Here is a 16,854-nt window from a genome sequence, read left to right as displayed (position 1 = left end):
GGCCGCGCACGATCAATCGTGCGGCGGCAACTCCTTGTCACCGCCAAATGGCGCCGTGCGCTGCGCAGTCGCGGCCCGCGCCTCGGCCACCGTTTCCGGCGTGACGGGTGCAGCCGTGTTGCCCCACTGCGAGCGCACATGCGTCAGCACTGCGGCGATCTGCTCGTCGCTGAGTTGGCCGCCAAAGGCTGGCATCGCCCCGTTGTAGGTGTTGCCCCTAACGGTCAGTGGGCCCGAGATGCCGTGCAGCAGGATGGCGGCCGTGGTGCTATCCCGGCCCTGCACCCATTCGCTGCCGGCCAGCGGCGGGAACACGCCCGGCAGGCCTTGTCCCGTGGCTTGGTGGCAGGCGGCGCACAGCGACGAGAACAGCGCTGCGCCGTCAACCTTGGCGCCGCCCTTTGGCTTGACGCCGGCCAGCTCGCCCGCTTGCCGGCCGTCGCCCCAATCCGCAGGCGTCTCGATGTCAGCGGTGGTGATGTAGGCAATGCCGAACAGCAGCGCCAGCACGATGCCCGCCCGCACGAAGTTGGGCACGGGGTTCGAGCCTTCCAGCGGGTCGGGGTTCTCGCGCTGCTGCTGCGGCGTGATCTGCGGATCAGGTGTCATGTCGGGCTCCTGGGATCAGCGCTTGTCGGTCAAGGGCTCGGGCAGGTTCACCACCGGGTAGGTGTGGTTCAACGCCTGCAGATAGGCCACCAGGTCCAGCGCGTCGCGGCTGGCCGCCACGAGCTTGCCGGGTGGCGCATAGCCCGGCGGCAGCTGCACCTGCACGTCGCCGCGATCCAGCTTGTCCTTGGTTTCGAACAGGAAGCGGTAGCTGGGCATCACGCTGCCCTCCACGTAGGCGCGCGGCTGGTACAGGTGACCGAGGTGCCATTGTTCACTGGGCTGGCGCGCGCCGACGTTGAACAGGTCGGGGCCTGTGCGCATCGTGCCGAGCAGGTGCGGCGTGTCGTAGGCGTAATCGGCCGCGACGCTGGCGCGACCCCAGCCGCGGGCGGTGTCGGGCCCCAGGCTCTTGGCGCGTGGCTGCTGCGAATGGCAGTAGACGCAGCCGTTGGCGATGTAGACCTCACGCCCGCGCAGCTGCGCTTCGGTGTAGGGCTTCAGCGCCTCGGGCGCCTTCACGTCGCGCACGGTCATGTAGGGCACGACGACGAGTGCGCTCGTCGCCAGGCTCAGCATCACCATGCCACCGCCGATCAATCGGGTTTCTTCATCCATAACGATCTCCTCAGCGCGTGGCCAGCAGCGTGGGGCGGGTGCGGCCTTCCGAGCGGCCGGCCAGCAGCAGCACGAAGTGCAGCACGAACACGACATGCCCCAGCCCCATCAGCGCGCCGCCCACAGAGCGGGCCTTCAGGTAGGGCGCCATCAACGTCACGGACTCGATGAACGGCCGCGTCTCGTCCAGCATCGCCAGGCCCTGCAGCCAGCCGCCGATCGTCAGCGACACGAAGTACACGGCGATGCCCACCGTGGCCAGCCAGAAGTGCGCGGCGATCAGCGCCTGCGACGGCCACTCGCGCCCGGTGATGCGCGGCGTGATGAAGTAGATGGCGCCGAAGAACACCATCGTCACGAAGCCGTAGAGCCCCAGATGCGCATGCGCCACCGTGAAGTGCGTGAAGTGCGTGACCGCGTTGACGCTGCGCAGCGCCTCGACGCTGCCCTGTACGGAGCTGGCCGTGTACATCAGGCCGCCCAGGCCGATGAAGCGCAGCGTGGGCGACGTGATGATCGTGCCCAGGTGGCCCTTCAGCGTCTGGTACTGGTTGACGGTGAATGCGGCGACCGGCACGACCATCATGACGCTCTGCACGATGGATAGCGTGATGAGCCAGCCCGGCACCGGCCCGCCGATCAGGTGGTGGCCTCCGACCTGGCCGTAGAAGAAGGCAAGTCCCCAGAAGCCCAGCAGAGACAGGTTGTAGCTCTGCACCGGCCGGCCGACGATCTTGGGCAGGAAGTAGTAGACCGAGGCCAGCGCCAGCGGCGTGTAGAACAGGCCCAGCACGTTATGCCCGAACCACCAGTTCATGGCCGCCTGCTGCACGCCGTGGTGCAGGCCCGGCATGTTCCCGATGAGGAACAGCACCGGGAACCAGAACAGCGCGCAGCCCATGTACCAGACCGACACGTAGAGATGGTCCACGCGGCGCTGCAGCAGCGTCAGCGCCAGCGGCAGGCCCACCAGCGCACCGCCGATGACGAACAGGATGTCGATCTGCCACGGGATCTCCAGCCACTCCAGCCCGTCGCTGAAGCCCGCCGCGATGGCACCCAGTCCGGCGATCAGCGCCGCATTCCACAGCGCCGCGCCAAGGAAGGCGTAGCGCGCGCCGACGAGCTCGGTCTTCAACAGCCGCGGGATGATGAACAGCGCGATGCCCAGCCCCGCCATCGGCGCCCAGCCGTAGGCCACGGCATTGAGGTGGATCGTGCGGATGCGGCCGAAGGTCAGCCAGGGCTGTCCCGTCAGCCAGTCGGGCTCGTGCAGCTTGATGGAGGCAGTCAGCCCCGCGGCGGACGCGACCAGCAACCACGCGAACGCGCAACAGAAGAAGAAGAACACCAGCGGCGCCGTCGACGCGTCAGCCCGGGCGCGCAGCAACAGCTCTTCGTTGTCGGCGGTGGGAACAACCCCGGAGGCGGGGTCTTCGGCGCGACCGATCTCACCCGGCGCGAAGATGACCTCGGCGCCGCTGGCGCTGCGCTCGAACAGGCCGCGCCGCTGCGTCCAGATGAAGACTGTTAGCGCTGTCACCGACAGCACAAAGGCCGATAGCAAGATGCCCACCGTACTCATGGGAATGCTCCTAAGGAATTCAGTTAGGGCGCCACGCCGTCAGCGCAGCGCACACGATCGGCGGCCGGAGCCCAAGGGCGTCGGAATACAGGGGGCCAGCCAGCATGGCGGCCATGGCCAGCTCAGGCACGGCTGGACCTCGTCAGCGCGAAGGAGTCGACGTCCGCCAGCGTCGACAGCTCCAGCGCGATGTCGCTCATCGACGCCGAGCGTCCGGCGCGGTCCGCGAAGATCTGGCCTTCCATCTCGAAGCGCTGCTCCCGGAAGCACAGCGTCATCGTCTCGGTCGGCATGCGCAGCCCGTGTGTGGCCAGAAATGCGAGGACGGCTTCCGTCCTGGGCCGGTGGCCTTCGCGGAACTTCAGCGTGCAGGTGAAGGCCGCGCTTGCCGGCAGCCGGCTCTCCACGCGCGGCAGCACCTCGACGGCGATGACGAACAGCGCCGTCAGGCCCAGCGCCGGCAGGTACAGCCCCACGCCGACGAGGATGCCCAGTGCGGCGACGCCCCACAGCGACGCCGCTGTCGTCAGCCCGCGCACGTTCAGCCCGTTCTGCACGATGAGCCCGGCGCCGAGGAACCCGATGCCGGTCAGGATGGCGCCGATGACGCGCGTGGGGTCGCCGCCGCTCGTATCGGCCCGTTGGCCGCCGTACCACAGCGCCGGATAGCCGGCCAGCAGCGTCACGGCCGCCGACGTGGCACTCACCAGGCAATACACCTGGCTGCCCGCGGCGCGGCCGCTGTAGAAGCGCTCGTAGCCGACCACCCAGCCCAGCAGCATGGCGAGGCCCATGTTGCCGATGATGTCGAGGCTGGTCGCCAGCCAGGCGGCGTGCAGCGTCATGGGGAGGCCCCGGTCCAGCCGCCGCCCAGTGCGCGGAACAGCCCGACCTGCGTCTGCAGCAGCGCCGACTGCAGGCTCAGCACCCCCTGCTCCGCGGCGAGCAGGTTGCGCTCCGCCACCAGCTCATCCTGGCGGGACGCATAGCCTTCACGGAAGCGCCGCGTCGCGATGCGCAACGCGTCGGCCACGGCCTGGCGCTGCGCGAGCGCGTCGCGCAGTTGCGCCTGCTGCTGCTCTTGGCCGTTGAGCTGCGTCTCCACCTCGGCCCAGGCGCCCAGCACGGTGCGCTCGTAACCCGCCAGGGCTTGGTCGCGGCGTGCCGCGCTGGCGTCGGCCAGCGCCTGCAGCCGGCCGCCGTTGAAGATGGGCGCCAGCACGCTGCCGCCCAGGCTCCAGATCGTGAACGGATCACCATGCAGCACGCTCGCGCCGACATGGCCCAGGCTGGCGTTCAGCCGCAGGGCCGGCAGCCACTGCGCGCGGGCCGCGGCCAGCTGCGCGTCGCTGGCCACCACTTGCAGCTCGGCGGCCCGCAGGTCGGGCCGGCGGCGCAGCAGCTCGGACGGCAGGCCCGCGTCTGGCACAGCGCAAGGCTGCAGCGCGGCCAGGCCGCCGCCGCGCTCCACCGGGCCGGACGCGCGGCCCAGCAGCAGGTTGAGCTGCGCCTCCTGGCGCTCCAGCGCACGGGCCAGCTGCGGCAGCGCCTGGGCGCCGGCGTGGCGGTCGGCCTCGGCCTGGGCCAGCTCCAGCGCACTGGCATAGCCGGCATCGCGCCGCTGGCGCACGAGGGTGAGCGAACGCTCGCGCGAGGCCAGCGTGTGCTTCGCCAGGTCCAGCTGCGCGTCCAGCTCCAGCAGGCCGATATAGGTCTGAGCCACCGTCGCCGCGACGCTCAGCGCCACGGCGTCGCGCGCCGCGCGGCTGGCCTCCTCGCCGTTGTCGGCGGCACGGGCCAACGCGTCGATGCGGCCCCACAGGTCCACCTCGTAGGCAGCCTGGAACAGCTCCTGGTGGCCCGTCGACAGGTAGGGCTTCAACGTGACGTCGCTGACACTGCGCGAGCGCGTGGCGCCCGCCCCGGCGTCGAGGGTGGGCCAGAAGGCCGCATGCTGGGCGGCGGCCATCGCGCGGGCCTCGGCGACGCGGGCGGCGGCCTGGCGCAGGTCCTGGTTGTGGGCCAGCGCCTCGCCGATGAGCCGCGTCAGCGTGGCATCGCCAAAGCCCTGCCACCAGTCGGTGCGCAGCGCTTCGCTGCCGGCGGCATTGCGCCACTGCGCGGGCGTGGCCGGCGGCGGCACGGACGCCACGGGTGGCTGCGCACAGGCGGCCAGCACCAGCGCGGCCGGCAGCGCCAGCAGGCGCCATGTCACGGGGGAAAGGCTGTGCGGCTTCATGGGTGGGGCGAGCCGGTATCGACCTCGGCGACGACGGACATGCCGGGCCGCAGGCGCGCGGCCAGCGGGTCGCTGGCGTCCACGGCGATGCGCACCGGCAGGCGCTGCGGCACCTTCGTGAAGTTGCCGGTGGCGTTGTCGGCGCGGATGACGCTGAACTCCGACCCCATGGCAGGCGCCAGCCGCTCCACGTGCCCCTTCAGCCACGCGTGGCCCAGGCCGTCCACCTGGAAGCGCGCGGCCTGGCCCGGTGCCATGTGCGAGGTCTGCGCCTCCTTGAAGTTGGCCACTACCCACACCTGCGCCGGCACCAACGCCAGCAGCTGGGTGCCCGGCGTGACGTACTGACCCAGCTTCACGCCGATCTCGCCGGCCTGGCCGGCGCGTGGCGCGCGGATGCGGGTGTTCTCCAGGTCGATCTCCGCCAGGTGCACGGCAGCCTGCGCACCTTCGATGGCCGCCTCGATGGCCTGGCGGTTCACGTCCACCGCGCGCAGCTCTTGTTGCGCGGCCGAGATGGATGCGCGCGCCTGCTGGGCCTGCGCATCGGCCTGACGCTGGGCGGCCTCGGCCTGGCGCAGTGCGCTCTCGACCTGCTCATGCTCGCGCTGCGACACGGACCCATCACCCACCAGCGACTGCGAGCGGCGGTAGTCGGCCCGCGTGCGCGCCAGCTGCGCGACGGCGTTGAACTGCTGCGCCTGTGCGGCCGCCAGCTGCGCCTCGGCATTGGCGACGCCGGCCTGGCGCACCTGGCGCGTCTGCACGACGTTGGCCAGGTTCGCGCGCTGCGCGGCGAGCGTGGCCTGGGCTTGGGCCATGCGCTGGCGGTAGTTGCGGTCGTCCAGGCGGACGAGCACCTGGCCGGCGTCCACCGCGGCGAAGTCCTGCACGAGGACCTCGGCCACGTAGCCGTCCACCTTGGGGGCGAGGATGGTCACGCTTCCGCGCACGTAAGCGTTCTCCGTGGATTCGATGTCGCTCAGATACGGCGGCAGCCGCCAGGCATAGAGCACCAGCCCGATGCCGGTGACCGCGGCCACGATGACCAGCGCGTTGGTGAGGGAGAGGAACTTGGACATGACGGCGGGACTTCTGGAGGAATCAGGAGGAGGCGGCGGCCGGCGCCACTGCGGCCGGCGCCGCGGCACGGCGGCCACGCCAGGCCAGCACCGCCAGCCACAGCGCCATGGCCGCGGCGAGCACTGCCGTGCTCAGGAACACGTCGTTGTAGGCCAGCACAAAGGACTCGCGAGTGACCTGCTGCTGCAACAGTGACAGGCCTTGCAGGGCCCGGGCGGCCGGGTCGCCCACGACGCGGGCGACCGAGCCGCCGAGCTGCGCGATGCGCAGTGCCACTTGCGGGTCGCCGATGGGCAGGTGCTGCGCCAGCGCGGCGTAGTGCCAGGTCTGGCGCTCTGCCACGGCGGTGGCGACCCAGGCCGACCCCAGCAGGCTACCCAGCACCTGCGCCCCGCTGAAGGCGGCCAGGAAGGTCACGAGGTGGCGCGAGCCCTCCTGCAGCACCGGGCCGAAGCCCATCAGCAGCGACGCGGAGAAGAACAGTCCGAGTCCGACGGCCAGCAGCGTCTGGCTGGCATAGAACTGCTCGGGCCGGCTTACGGCGGTGGCGTCGCTGTCCATCAGCGCCGCCGCCAGCACCATCAGGCCGGCCAGCACGGCCAGCGGCGACGCGCCCCGCTTGGCGGCGATGACGATGGCCAGTAGGAAGCCGGCCAGCAGCCCGACGCTGACGAAGCCGAACAGGCCGCGCATCTGCTCGTTGGACTGGCCCAGCACCGTCATCAGCCCGACGACACCGACCGTCTGCTCGGACAGCACGACGCGGAACAGCAGCACCGCGATGATGAAGCGGACCATGTACGGGCTGGCCAGCCAGCGCAGGTCCACCAGCGGATTGACGCGGTTGAGGTCCACCAGCGCGTACAGGCTCATGAAGACGATGGACGCTGCCAGGCACTGGCCCAGCCAGGGGGCATCGGTCCACCAGGCGAGGCGCCCTTGCGAGATCACCACGCACAGCAGGCCGAGGCCCACCGCATACAGCGGAAACGCGAGCAGGTCGCCCCGGTTGAAGGCCGGCTGACGCGGCTGCGGCGTCAACGGCACGGCGTGGATGGCCGCCAGGCTCAGCAGCGCCAGGGCGACGTCCAGCACGAAGAGGCCGTGCCAGCGCCCGAGCTCCAGCAGCTCGGGCGAGATGACGCGGCTCAGCGGCCCCGGCACCTGCAGGCAGGCGAAGCCCAGCAGCAGCGCCACCGGCGCGAGCCGCTGCGGCAGCGCCTCCATCAGGTAGTAGATGGCCAGCGTGCTCAGCGGCGCGGCAGCCAGCCCCAGCGCGGCGCGCACGGCCAGCGCCGAACCCAGCGAGTCGGCGGCCAGATGCAGCGCACAGACAACCAGGAAGAGCCACAGGCTCGCCATCGCGAACACACGCAGACCGAAGTGCAGCCGCACCTTCGTGACCAGCAGTGTGGCCCACAGTGCCGACGCGAAATAGGCCGTCGACAGCCAGCTCGCCTCGGCCGCCGTGGCGCCCAGCGAGCCCTGGATGCCGCTGAGATTGTTGCTGACGAGATAGAGCCCGAAGCCCTGCGTCAGGCCCAGCAGCACGCCCGCCGCGGCGCGGGCCAGCGGCAGGTGGGGTCGGGCGGAACTGGAGGACTCGTTCATAACACTTGAAATGCACGGCGCAAGCACAGAGGGGAGATGTGTCGCCTCACCAAAAACTAGGGGGCAACCTGCCGTCGCCATTCACCGGATGCCCGTTCGCGGCATCACATGCTGCGTGTAACCTACTTGCTGAGTTTGTCCTTGCCCTGCCCGCCAAGGCCAGGGCAGAGTCGGACACCTTGCGCATCGTTTCGGACAAAATTGATAGCGCTCCCATGTTGGTGCGCAAACGGCACTGTCGATCGGCACCCAAGCGGTGCATCCGAGGCCGGACAACCCAACCACGATCCACACCCATGCCGCTTGAACATCGCCCTCGCACCGCTAACCCGGAGCCAGTTCTTGCCAGGACGTCGCACGGCCCGATGAGCCTGCACGAGAAGCTCTACGCACCGCTGAAGATCCTGGCCATCGTGCAGGTGCTTGCCGAGCACGGCATCACGCCGGAGGCAGCGCTGGAAGGCACCCACCTCAACGCCGAGCAGATCCGCGACCCGGACGTGCGGACGTCACTGCAACAGCTGTTGACGGTGGGGCGCAACGCCGTCCGGCTCGTTCCAGTCACGGAGCTCGGCCTGCACGCGGGCCGGCGCATGCACTTCACCAGTTATGGCCTGCTGGGCTATGCGCTGCTGAGCGCGGTCACGCTGCGCCAGGCCTTTCTGCTGCGGATTCGATACGACCCGCTGGCCACGCCGGTGATGTCGGTCTCCTTTTTTGAGCGGGACGGCATGGCGATCTGGCGTTTCCCGACCCACGCCGAACTGGCGGGCCTGGGCCTCAACGCCGCGGAGTACCGCTTCTTCCTTGACCTGCAGTTCGCGATCCACGTCGCCCTCACCAAGGACGGCATGGGCCCTTGGTGCGTGCCCACGCGGGCGCTGTATTCGCTGCCCGCGCCACCGCACGCCGCGCAGGTGGTGCAGACGCTGGAATGCCCCGTGAGCTTCGACCGTCAGCACAACGAGCTGCACTACCCGAGGGAATGGCTGGACCGCGCGCCCTACAGGGCCAACCCAATCACCGCGGCGCAGATGTCCGAAACCTGCGAGCGGCTGCTGACCAGCATCGGCTGGCAGGCCGGGCTGACGCGCCGCGTCTACGACGAGATCACGCGCACGCCGGGCCAGTTCCCCAGCGCCGAATCGGTCGCCTCGGCGCTGTGCATGACGTCGCGGACACTGGGCCGCAAGCTCAGTGCCGAGGGCACGTCCTACAGCGCGCTGGTAGCCAGCGTGCGGCATGCGCTGGCGTCCGACTATTTGCGCTCGACGGCGTTATCTGTCGAAGACATCGCTGCGGCGCTGGGCTTCAGCGATGCGCGCAGCTTCCGGCACGCCTTCAAGCGCTGGAGCGGCAAGACGCCTGCGGAGTACCGCGCCTAGTCGGGTCATCTCGCGACCGGCGCCGGCACCCGCCAGGCGCGCTTCAGCGGGCGAACAGCAGCCGATCGCGGCAGTGAAGGTCCTGCGCATCAAAGAACTTGTGCGCCCAGCGATCATCGGTCGTCAGGAACCAGCCCGCCGCCGCGGCGGCCTGCTGCTTGCTGGCGGTCGCGGGCATCGCTGCGGCCGCGGCGGCCTTGGGCGCTTGCGCGGTGCTGTCCAGGAAGCTGAAGTGATCCACCAGCGCCAAAGCCTCGATCGCGAAGACGGTGGCCACGTCTCCATCCTTCACGGTGATGAGGTTGTCGCCATTGACCTTCTCCCCGCCAGCAGCGAGGTTGGACGAGCCGAAGAACACCGTGGGGTCGGCCCCATTGAAACCGCAGACGATGAACTTGTGGTGGATCTGATGGCCGAAGCCGCCGATGTTGGGCACCTGGCTGAACGGCGGCGGCAACTGCGTGCGAATGGGCTTGCCGGTGACGAGCACGCCGCCGGTCGTGCCCACGCCGTACAGCTCGATGCCGGGCGGATTGTCGGAAATGCCAAAACTGAAGATGCTGCGGCTCTTGTGCACGTCGGCGAGCGCCTCGTAGACGGGATTGGTGGCGCCAGCGTCCATCTCCATGACGGCAAACAGAATGCTGCCCGTGCCGTCATCGACCTGCTCCTCCGCCTGGATGCGATCGACGATGTGCTGCAGCAGCTCGTCGGCGACCTTCGGCTCGTGAGGCGAGAAGGTGATGGTCGCCGCCGGGAGCTCGTCGCTCCCGGCATAGCTGAAGACCTTGGACGCCAGCTCCGTGTGCGCAAAGCCGTTGGACACATCGCTCTTCCAGACGGCGTCAAAGACCTCGGCATAGGCCGCGGCCACGTCGGCATCCTCGAAGACGGCAACGTGGTTTGAATTGACGTACAGGCCCGTCACGGAAAAGTTCGTGGAGCCGGTCAACACGGCCTCTGCGTGGCTGCCCTGCTTGACGATCAGCACCTTGTCGTGGGCGAAGCGGCCGAAATGGCCGCGCTTGAGCATCGTGTCGTCGCCCACCGCCTCATTGAACAGCTGCGCGAACTTGTCCTCAGGCTTGGATCCTTGCCGGTCATGGTGCAGGGAGGCGTCGTCCAGGATGATGCGCACCCGCTTCTGCCGGCCCAGGTCGCGCAGTGCGCCGATGACGCCTGGCTCGTTCAGGTCGTAGGCGAAGACATCGAGCTTCAACCGCCGGTCCTGCAGCACGCGCTCGATGACTTCGATGATGCGACTGCGCGCCGTGAAGCCCAGCCAGCGGTACTGCTGCTCGTACGTGTACGGCTCGCCGCGCGCATTGGTGCCGGACACCTGCGTCGTGTCGAACAGCAGGTCTGCATCCTTGGGTTTGATGCTGGCCTTCAGGCCGAAGTGCCGCACGAAGGCCTGGGATTGCGTGAACCCCCGCGTGAAGCCGAGCTTGAACCGCCCCTTCTCGAACGGCGCCACCGGCACCTGTACCGCCACCGTCAGCTTTGGGTCCAACGGCGCCAGCGAGCCGGCGGTATCGAAATAACGCGGCGTGACGCCGTATTCGTAGGTGCCGTGGCTGGGCTCGAGGCCTTGGTGAACGCTGCCGGGCACATGAAGCCAGCGGAATTTATGGAAGGGTGCGTTCAGGCTGGAGAAGGCCGGTTCGGACGGGTCCTGCGCATGCTGGCCCGGATGCTCGAAGCGCAGGTTGTTATGCAGGAAATAGGGCTGGCCACCCGGTGGCTTCACGCGGATCGTGAAGCCGGCCAGATGCGCCTGCGCCGACTCCTTCAACAGGTCGAACGCCAGCAGCGTCTTGGCATCACCCCGGTGCGCGACGACAGCCAGTGTTCCGTTCTCCTTCTTCACCTTGCTCATGTGTTGTCTCCCTATGTTGTTTGCCGAGCTAGTCGCCACCGGGCCGCAGCGCCGGTCGACCTGTGGCAGCGTCCGTCAGGGCGGACAGGTCGAGGCCGGAGTCAGCCCCTCGACGCTCGTGGCGAAGTCGGCCTTGCCGCCGGCTGGCGTGATGATCCAGATCGAATCGAAGTCATGCTTGTGCCAAGGCGGCGGACTGGACACGCCCAGCGCTTTGGCCAGCGGCGGGATCTGGCTGTGTTCCCAGACCATCACCACCAATCCCGAGCGCTTCAACACGTCACGGGCAGCCGACTTCACATCGTCCTCTGCGAATTGCGAGTTCACCGTGATGCCATGCTTGACGGCATAGGGCGTCACCGTCTGGAACATGCGGGCGTGGGCGGTCTCCTTGCCCAGCTTGAGCGAGGGCACATAGGCCAGTAGCGGGATGGGTGGCGGTGGCGGCGGAAACTGAGCGTCCAGCACGCCGGGCAGCGCCAGCGCGCGGTTCAGCCCCTCACAGGACAGGTTGTCGCCATCCGGCGGTTTCTCGCCGTGGCGCACGATGACCACCTTCAGTGGCGCCGGGTCGGCAGCGGGATCGGCCCGGACCGGCAGCGACACTGCCAGGCCGATCGACCACGTGAACAAGACCATCAGTGTCGCGGTGCGGGAGATTTCCATGGTGATTCTCCTTGTCTGGCCTACTGCACGCCCAGCAGCGTGATGGTCGACCCCTTGCAGGTGGAGGTCACATCCCGGCCACACGCCATGGGCTGCAGCTCCTTGTTCAGGCAGACACGCACCTCCGACAACTCCTTGCCGGCGCACAGCAGGGCCAGATTTCGACGACCGAGAGCCGGATTGGCGTCCAACAGCGACTGCGTGACATTGGCCAGCGCCATCGTGCGGCGGTTGCTGCCCGGCTGCAGCAAGGCGGGCACGGTTACCGACTTGCGCGCGCTATCCGCCGCCTGAAAGTAGGCCTGCGGCTCCAGGCCCGTGCAGGTGCCGTGCTTCTGCCACTCATGCACGACGAGCTTCTCGCTCGGAAAGATGCTCTTGCCCAGCGTCAGGCTCGCTTCGTCAAGTCCAGCGGTACTGCAGCTGGCCGGATACCCGCCCTGCGCATACTGCGGCCACAGGCCATGCAGGACGAAGCCGGGCCGGTTCACGCCACACTCCGCCTCGTCCTTCGGATGCGTCTTGCAGTACTCCGGCGCCCAGGACAGGCTGAGCACGTAATAGTCGAACTGCCCGGCCTGGTGTGGTGCCGGCGGATGGGAGTGCTTCTTGGCGTCCACCGAAGTGGCGAGCAAGAACAGCATGGCGGCGAAAAGAGATCGCAGCGGAAGGCGTTTCATCGAGCTCCCCTTGGCCGCACGGGACGCGGCTCCCAGGGCAGTTATACGGAGCTTCGATGTCGGCCGGTATGGGGCGGAAGGCGAGCTCTCCACAAGCTTGCGGAGATGTTGGCCGCAGATCGGTGGCGGTTCTCACTCATGCCGAAACTGATCGCCCGGCGGGTCGCTGGCTAGCCACGACTACCTCACGGCACCTTGAACTGCTGTCCTCCCTGAACATCGAACTTTCTTGAATTCGTTTCACTCAAGATTGGACTTTCCGGACTACCGCCTTCGACGGCCGCAGTCGGACGCTGGTTCAGCGGTCATCAAACCAGTCGCGGGCGCCGCAGCCTCGATTTGCCAAACTAGGCTTAGCTCCCCGGCGCGGCATGCGAAGGCGTTACCGGAGCTACTGTGAAGTCGTTGTCGCCTTGGGTGGCCTAAGGTAGGTCACTCGGGGACCACGGTGCGATAGCTGTGCTCGGGAGGAAAACCCGGAACGTACGTCCATGAGTGCATCTTCACACCCAGCCTTTGGTCGTCGCTCACAACAGTCAGAGTGCAGCCACCTCGGTCTACTGCTTTGAGACAGTGCTACTCGGCCTGTTGGAGATGCGCGGCTTCGACCTGATACAGGCACGCGTTCATCGCAAATGGGCCAAGCTGCCGGGGCAAACGGTAGACGGGATGGTGCTGCAAGCATTCCCCCAAGGGGGCACCGAGCAGCAAGCACTGGCTGTGCTGCATGAGGCGTTGAGCACACTGAAGGCGTCGCTACCGCCTATCCAGTTCGTTTGAATCTCGGATTCGGCTAAGCGCCGGGGCACGCTGCACCACTATCATCCCCAAACTCTAGGGGGAGTAATGCTGCACACGAATGCAGGCGCAGACGCGCGCGTCGCGGTGCTGGTGGACTGCGACAACATCAAGCCAGAGGCCTTGGACTTTGCGCTCCGCACGGTTGCGCAGTTCGGCCGCGTCGTGCTCCGCCGTGGCTACGGCAACCATGCCACGCTAGCTAACAAGTGGCAGGAAGCTCTCGTTCGCCTAGCCTTCACCCCCTGCCTGCAGTACCAGTACGCCGCCGGCAAGAACACCTCGGATATCGCCCTGGCGCTGGACGCCATGGAAGCCCTGTTCGACCAGCGCGCCGACACCTTCTGCCTGGTCACCAGCGACTCCGACTTCGCTTACCTGTGCCGCAAGCTGCGCGAGCGCGGCGCCACAGTGCACATTGTCGGCGAGCCCAAGACGCCGGATGCGCTGCGCAACGCCAGCGACCAGTTCTTCGAGTGGACGCCGCCAGAGCAGGTCGCCACTGCTGAAGCTGCTGCAACCGTGACGACGGCGCCGCCCGTCGCCAAGGCCAAGCTTCGTCCGAAGACGGTGGTGACCGCTGTGCAGTTGCTGGCCGCGGACACGCCAGACGGGCGCGTTCATGTCGGGGGTTTGGGTTCGTATCTTCGCCGCACGGACCCCGCGTTCAGCCCACAGACCTATGGCCATTCCGGTTTAGTCAGCATGCTTAAAACCTACGATCTGCTAAGCCTGTGCCAAGAGGTCGGCGGGCACTGGACCGTGGCGCTGGCTGCCCCAAAAGACACCGCCTCCGCTGCACCTGACGCAGCCTGACTCGCTTCCCATGCTCGACGACATCAAGAAAACTCTCTGGGCCGCGGCCGACAAGCTGCGCGCCAATATGGACGCCGCCGAATACAAGCACCTGGTGCTCGGCCTGATCTTCCTGAAGTACGTGTCCGACACCTTCGCCGCGCGCCGCGCCGAGGTGATCGCCCGGCTGCGCAACCCGGATGACGAGTACTACTACGGCGACGCCAGCGGCGCCGACGTCGCCGCCGAGGCCGACGACCGCGACTACTACACCGCCGTCAACGTCTTCTGGGTGCCCGAGGGCGCGCGCTGGGAGCATCTGCGCGGCCAGGCCAAGCAACCCACCATCGGCCGCAGCATCGACGACGCCCTGACTCTCATCGAAGGCGAGAACCCCAAGCTCAAGGGCATTCTGGACAAACGCTACGGCCGCGCCCAGTTGCCCGACGGCAAGCTCGGCGAACTGGTGGACCTGATCTCCACCATTGGCTTCGGCAGCAACGCCGGCCAAGCCCGCGACGTGCTGGGCCAGGTCTACGAGTACTTCCTCGGCCAGTTCGCCAGCGCCGAGGGCAAGAAGGGCGGCCAGTTCTACACGCCGGCTTCCATCGTCAAGACGCTCGTCGCCGTGCTGGCTCCGCACCACGGCAAGGTGTACGACCCCTGCTGCGGCTCGGGCGGCATGTTCGTGCAGAGCGAGAAGTTCATCGAGGCCCACGGCGGGAAGCTGGGCGACGTGTCCATCTACGGCCAGGAGAGCAACCCCACCACCTGGCGCCTGGCGGCCATGAATCTGGCCATTCGCGGCATCGACTTCAACCTGGGCCGCGAGCCGCAGGACAGCTTCACCCGCAACCAGCACCCCGACCTGCGGGCTGACTACATCCTCGCCAACCCTCCCTTCAACATCAGCGACTGGTGGCACGGCAGCTTGGAGGGCGATGCGCGCTGGGTGTATGGCGACCCGCCGCAGGGAAATGCCAACTACGCCTGGCTGCAGCACATGCTGCACCACCTGAAGGACACAGGCCGCGCCGGCATCGTGCTGGCCAACGGCTCGATGAGCTCAAGCCAGAACAACGAGGGCGTCATCCGCGCCGCGATGGTGGAGGCCGACGTGGTGGAGGTGATGGTGGCCCTGCCCGGCCAGCTCTTCTTCAACACCCAGATCCCGGCCTGCCTGTGGTTCCTGGCCAAGCGCAAGCCGGCCGCGCGCAAGGGCCAGGTCTTGTTCATCGACGCCCGCAAGCTGGGCCGCATGATCAGCCGCGTGCAGCGCGAGCTGGGCGATGAGGACATCGCCCGCATCGCCGCCACCGTGGCGGCGTGGCGCGGTGAAGCGGCGGCGGGCGAGGCGCTGGGCGAGTACGCCGATGTGCCCGGCTTCTGCCGCAGCGTGCCGCTGGCCGAGATCGCCCAGCACGGCCATGTGCTGACGCCGGGGCGCTATGTGGGCGCAGAAGAGGTGGAGGACGACGACGAAGCCTTTGCCGACAAGATGACGCGGCTGACCGAGCAGTTGGGCGAGCAGATGGCCAAGGGGGCTGAGCTGGATGCGCTGATCAGGGCGAAGCTGGGGGGATTGGGGTATGAGTTCTGACGTACCGATCTTCACGATCGGTCAACTCGCTCAAGTCAAGGGCGGCAAGCGCATGCCCGCTGGCACGGCACTGACGTCGCAGAAGACAAGTCACCCCTACCTACGGATCGTCGACTTCAAGGACGGATCCATCGACTCGACGAGTCTGCAATACGTCCCCGATGAGGTCTTTCCGCAGATTGCCAGGTACGTAATCTCTACAAGTGATCTCTACATCTCAATCGTCGGCACGATTGGGATGGTTGGCTCGGTACCCGCAGCACTCGACGGTGCGAATTTGACGGAGAACGCCGCCAAGATCTGCGAGATTGATGCCAGCAGAGTCGATGCCCGCTACCTCAGCTACTACCTTCGCTCAGCGGCTGGTCAAAGCGCCATCCGTTCGCTGACCGTCGGATCGACACAGCCAAAGCTCGCACTTTTTCGGATCGAACAGATCGAAGTTCCGTGCCCTGCCATTGGCGTTCAGCGAGCTGTCGCTGACCTGCTTGGTGCTCTCGACGACCGCATCACCCTCCTCCGCGAAACCAACGCGACGCTGGAAGCCATCGCCCAGGCGCTGTTCAAGTCCTGGTTCGTGGACTTCGACCCCGTGCGCGCCAAGCGCGACGGCCGCGCCCCCGTAGGCATGGACGAAGCCACCGCTGCCCTCTTCCCCGACAGCTTCGAGAACTCGGAGTTGGGGGAGGTACCGAAGGGGTGGCGCCTTTTGCCTGTGGCCGATGCTTACGACGTGAACCCGTCACGTCGGCTGAGCAAGGGTGTGCCGGCGCCATACCTGGACATGGCGAATGTCCCCACGCAAGGGTTCAGCGCTGCCGAGGTGTCGATTCGCGAGTTCGGATCCGGCACAAAGTTCGTCGCTGGCGATACGCTTCTGGCGCGAATCACGCCATGCCTGGAGAACGGCAAATCGGCGTTCGTTGATTTTCTGGATGAACATCAAGTCGGCTGGGGCTCGACCGAATTTGTTGTGCTGCGTCCCAAGCGACCTTTGCCCTCGTTCCATGCCTACTTGCTGTGTCGCCATCAGCCCTTCCGTGAGCATGCGATTCAAATCATGTCCGGCACGAGCGGCCGTCAGAGAATTCAGAACGATGTCCTAGGCCGCTACATGGTGGCAGTCCCATCGGAGTCAGTGGCGACCGCTTTTGGAGAACTGGTGACGGCAATCCATCGCAAGGCAAGTGCAAACAACGCGCAAACCCGCAGCCTCGCCAGCCTCCGCGACACCCTCCTCCCTCGCCTGATCTCCGGCCAGCTGCGCCTGCCCGAGGCGCAGGCCATCGTCGCCGAAGCCGCCTGA

The 16,854-nt window shown here is 67.5% G+C and carries 15 protein-coding genes; 5 read left to right on the top strand and 10 right to left on the bottom strand.

From position 1 onward, the window contains the following. Nucleotides 1-12: 12 nt before the first annotated feature. The 7 genes from LXT13_RS05505 to LXT13_RS05475 all read right to left on the bottom strand — a co-directional run bounded on the left by LXT13_RS05505 (nucleotide 13) and on the right by LXT13_RS05475 (nucleotide 7,745). A complete protein-coding gene (locus LXT13_RS05505; protein ID WP_233370638.1) occupies nucleotides 13-609 on the bottom strand; it encodes a c-type cytochrome in 597 nt (198 codons plus the stop codon). Nucleotides 610-624: 15 nt separating this feature from the next. Beyond that, nucleotides 625-1,227, bottom strand: coding sequence for a cbb3-type cytochrome c oxidase subunit II (locus tag LXT13_RS05500; RefSeq protein ID WP_233370636.1), 603 nt, complete (start codon nucleotides 1,225-1,227; stop codon nucleotides 625-627). A 10-nt stretch (nucleotides 1,228-1,237) separates the two neighbouring features. Further along, nucleotides 1,238-2,812 (bottom strand): cbb3-type cytochrome c oxidase subunit I, encoded by a 1,575-nt coding sequence (locus LXT13_RS05495; protein ID WP_233370635.1) that lies wholly within the window; start codon nucleotides 2,810-2,812, stop codon nucleotides 1,238-1,240. 122 nt (nucleotides 2,813-2,934) lie between these two features. Next, complete coding sequence (locus LXT13_RS05490; RefSeq protein WP_233370633.1) at nucleotides 2,935-3,657, bottom strand: MgtC/SapB family protein; 723 nt, start codon at nucleotides 3,655-3,657, stop codon at nucleotides 2,935-2,937. Continuing rightward, the gene (locus LXT13_RS05485; RefSeq protein ID WP_233370631.1) at nucleotides 3,654-5,051 is read right to left on the bottom strand and encodes an efflux transporter outer membrane subunit; all 1,398 of its coding nucleotides are present in this window, start codon (nucleotides 5,049-5,051) and stop codon (nucleotides 3,654-3,656) included. The genes LXT13_RS05490 and LXT13_RS05485 overlap by 4 nt, the downstream gene beginning before the upstream one ends. Then, a complete protein-coding gene (locus LXT13_RS05480) occupies nucleotides 5,048-6,133 on the bottom strand; it encodes an HlyD family secretion protein (RefSeq protein WP_233370630.1) in 1,086 nt (361 codons plus the stop codon). Before LXT13_RS05480 ends, LXT13_RS05485 begins: the two co-directional genes overlap by 4 nt. A gap of 22 nt (nucleotides 6,134-6,155) precedes the next feature. After that, the gene (locus LXT13_RS05475) at nucleotides 6,156-7,745 is read right to left on the bottom strand and encodes an MFS transporter (protein ID WP_233370629.1); all 1,590 of its coding nucleotides are present in this window, start codon (nucleotides 7,743-7,745) and stop codon (nucleotides 6,156-6,158) included. A gap of 365 nt (nucleotides 7,746-8,110) precedes the next feature. Here LXT13_RS05475 and LXT13_RS05470 point away from each other — a divergent pair, with 365 nt between their 5' ends. Next, nucleotides 8,111-9,130 carry an AraC family transcriptional regulator gene (locus LXT13_RS05470; protein WP_233370627.1) on the top strand — a complete coding sequence of 340 codons (1,020 nt, stop codon included), beginning with the start codon at nucleotides 8,111-8,113 and terminating at the stop codon, nucleotides 9,128-9,130. Nucleotides 9,131-9,173: 43 nt separating this feature from the next. Here LXT13_RS05470 and LXT13_RS05465 read toward each other — a convergent pair whose 3' ends face one another. The 3 genes from LXT13_RS05465 to LXT13_RS05455 form a co-directional block, all read right to left on the bottom strand. Beyond that, nucleotides 9,174-11,009 carry a phospholipase D-like domain-containing protein gene (locus LXT13_RS05465; RefSeq protein WP_233370625.1) on the bottom strand — a complete coding sequence of 612 codons (1,836 nt, stop codon included), beginning with the start codon at nucleotides 11,007-11,009 and terminating at the stop codon, nucleotides 9,174-9,176. Between the two features lie 75 nt (nucleotides 11,010-11,084). Beyond that, nucleotides 11,085-11,675: a hypothetical protein gene (locus LXT13_RS05460; RefSeq protein ID WP_233370624.1), complete on the bottom strand. Its 591-nt coding sequence runs from the start codon at nucleotides 11,673-11,675 to the stop codon at nucleotides 11,085-11,087. A 20-nt stretch (nucleotides 11,676-11,695) separates the two neighbouring features. Beyond that, the gene (locus LXT13_RS05455; protein WP_233370623.1) at nucleotides 11,696-12,319 is read right to left on the bottom strand and encodes a ribonuclease T2 family protein; all 624 of its coding nucleotides are present in this window, start codon (nucleotides 12,317-12,319) and stop codon (nucleotides 11,696-11,698) included. A gap of 531 nt (nucleotides 12,320-12,850) precedes the next feature. Between LXT13_RS05455 and LXT13_RS05450 the strand changes: the two genes are divergently transcribed. The 4 genes from LXT13_RS05450 (at nucleotide 12,851) to LXT13_RS05435 (ending at nucleotide 16,854) form a co-directional block, all read left to right on the top strand. After that, nucleotides 12,851-13,135, top strand: coding sequence for a hypothetical protein (locus tag LXT13_RS05450; RefSeq protein ID WP_233370621.1), 285 nt, complete (start codon nucleotides 12,851-12,853; stop codon nucleotides 13,133-13,135). A gap of 66 nt (nucleotides 13,136-13,201) precedes the next feature. Further along, nucleotides 13,202-13,969, top strand: a complete 768-nt coding sequence (locus LXT13_RS05445; protein WP_233370620.1) for an NYN domain-containing protein — start codon at nucleotides 13,202-13,204, stop codon at nucleotides 13,967-13,969. Between the two features lie 10 nt (nucleotides 13,970-13,979). Next, nucleotides 13,980-15,548: a class I SAM-dependent DNA methyltransferase gene (locus LXT13_RS05440; protein ID WP_233370618.1), complete on the top strand. Its 1,569-nt coding sequence runs from the start codon at nucleotides 13,980-13,982 to the stop codon at nucleotides 15,546-15,548. Further along, the gene (locus LXT13_RS05435) at nucleotides 15,538-16,854 is read left to right on the top strand and encodes a restriction endonuclease subunit S (RefSeq protein WP_233370616.1); all 1,317 of its coding nucleotides are present in this window, start codon (nucleotides 15,538-15,540) and stop codon (nucleotides 16,852-16,854) included. The genes LXT13_RS05440 and LXT13_RS05435 overlap by 11 nt, the downstream gene beginning before the upstream one ends.

This window comes from Pelomonas cellulosilytica (genome assembly GCF_021353265.1).
GTDB classification, from domain to species: domain Bacteria; phylum Pseudomonadota; class Gammaproteobacteria; order Burkholderiales; family Burkholderiaceae_C; genus Pelomonas; species Pelomonas cellulosilytica.
The sequence above is the reverse complement of the archived record's forward strand: the minus strand, read 5'-3'. Positions and strand labels throughout refer to the sequence as shown.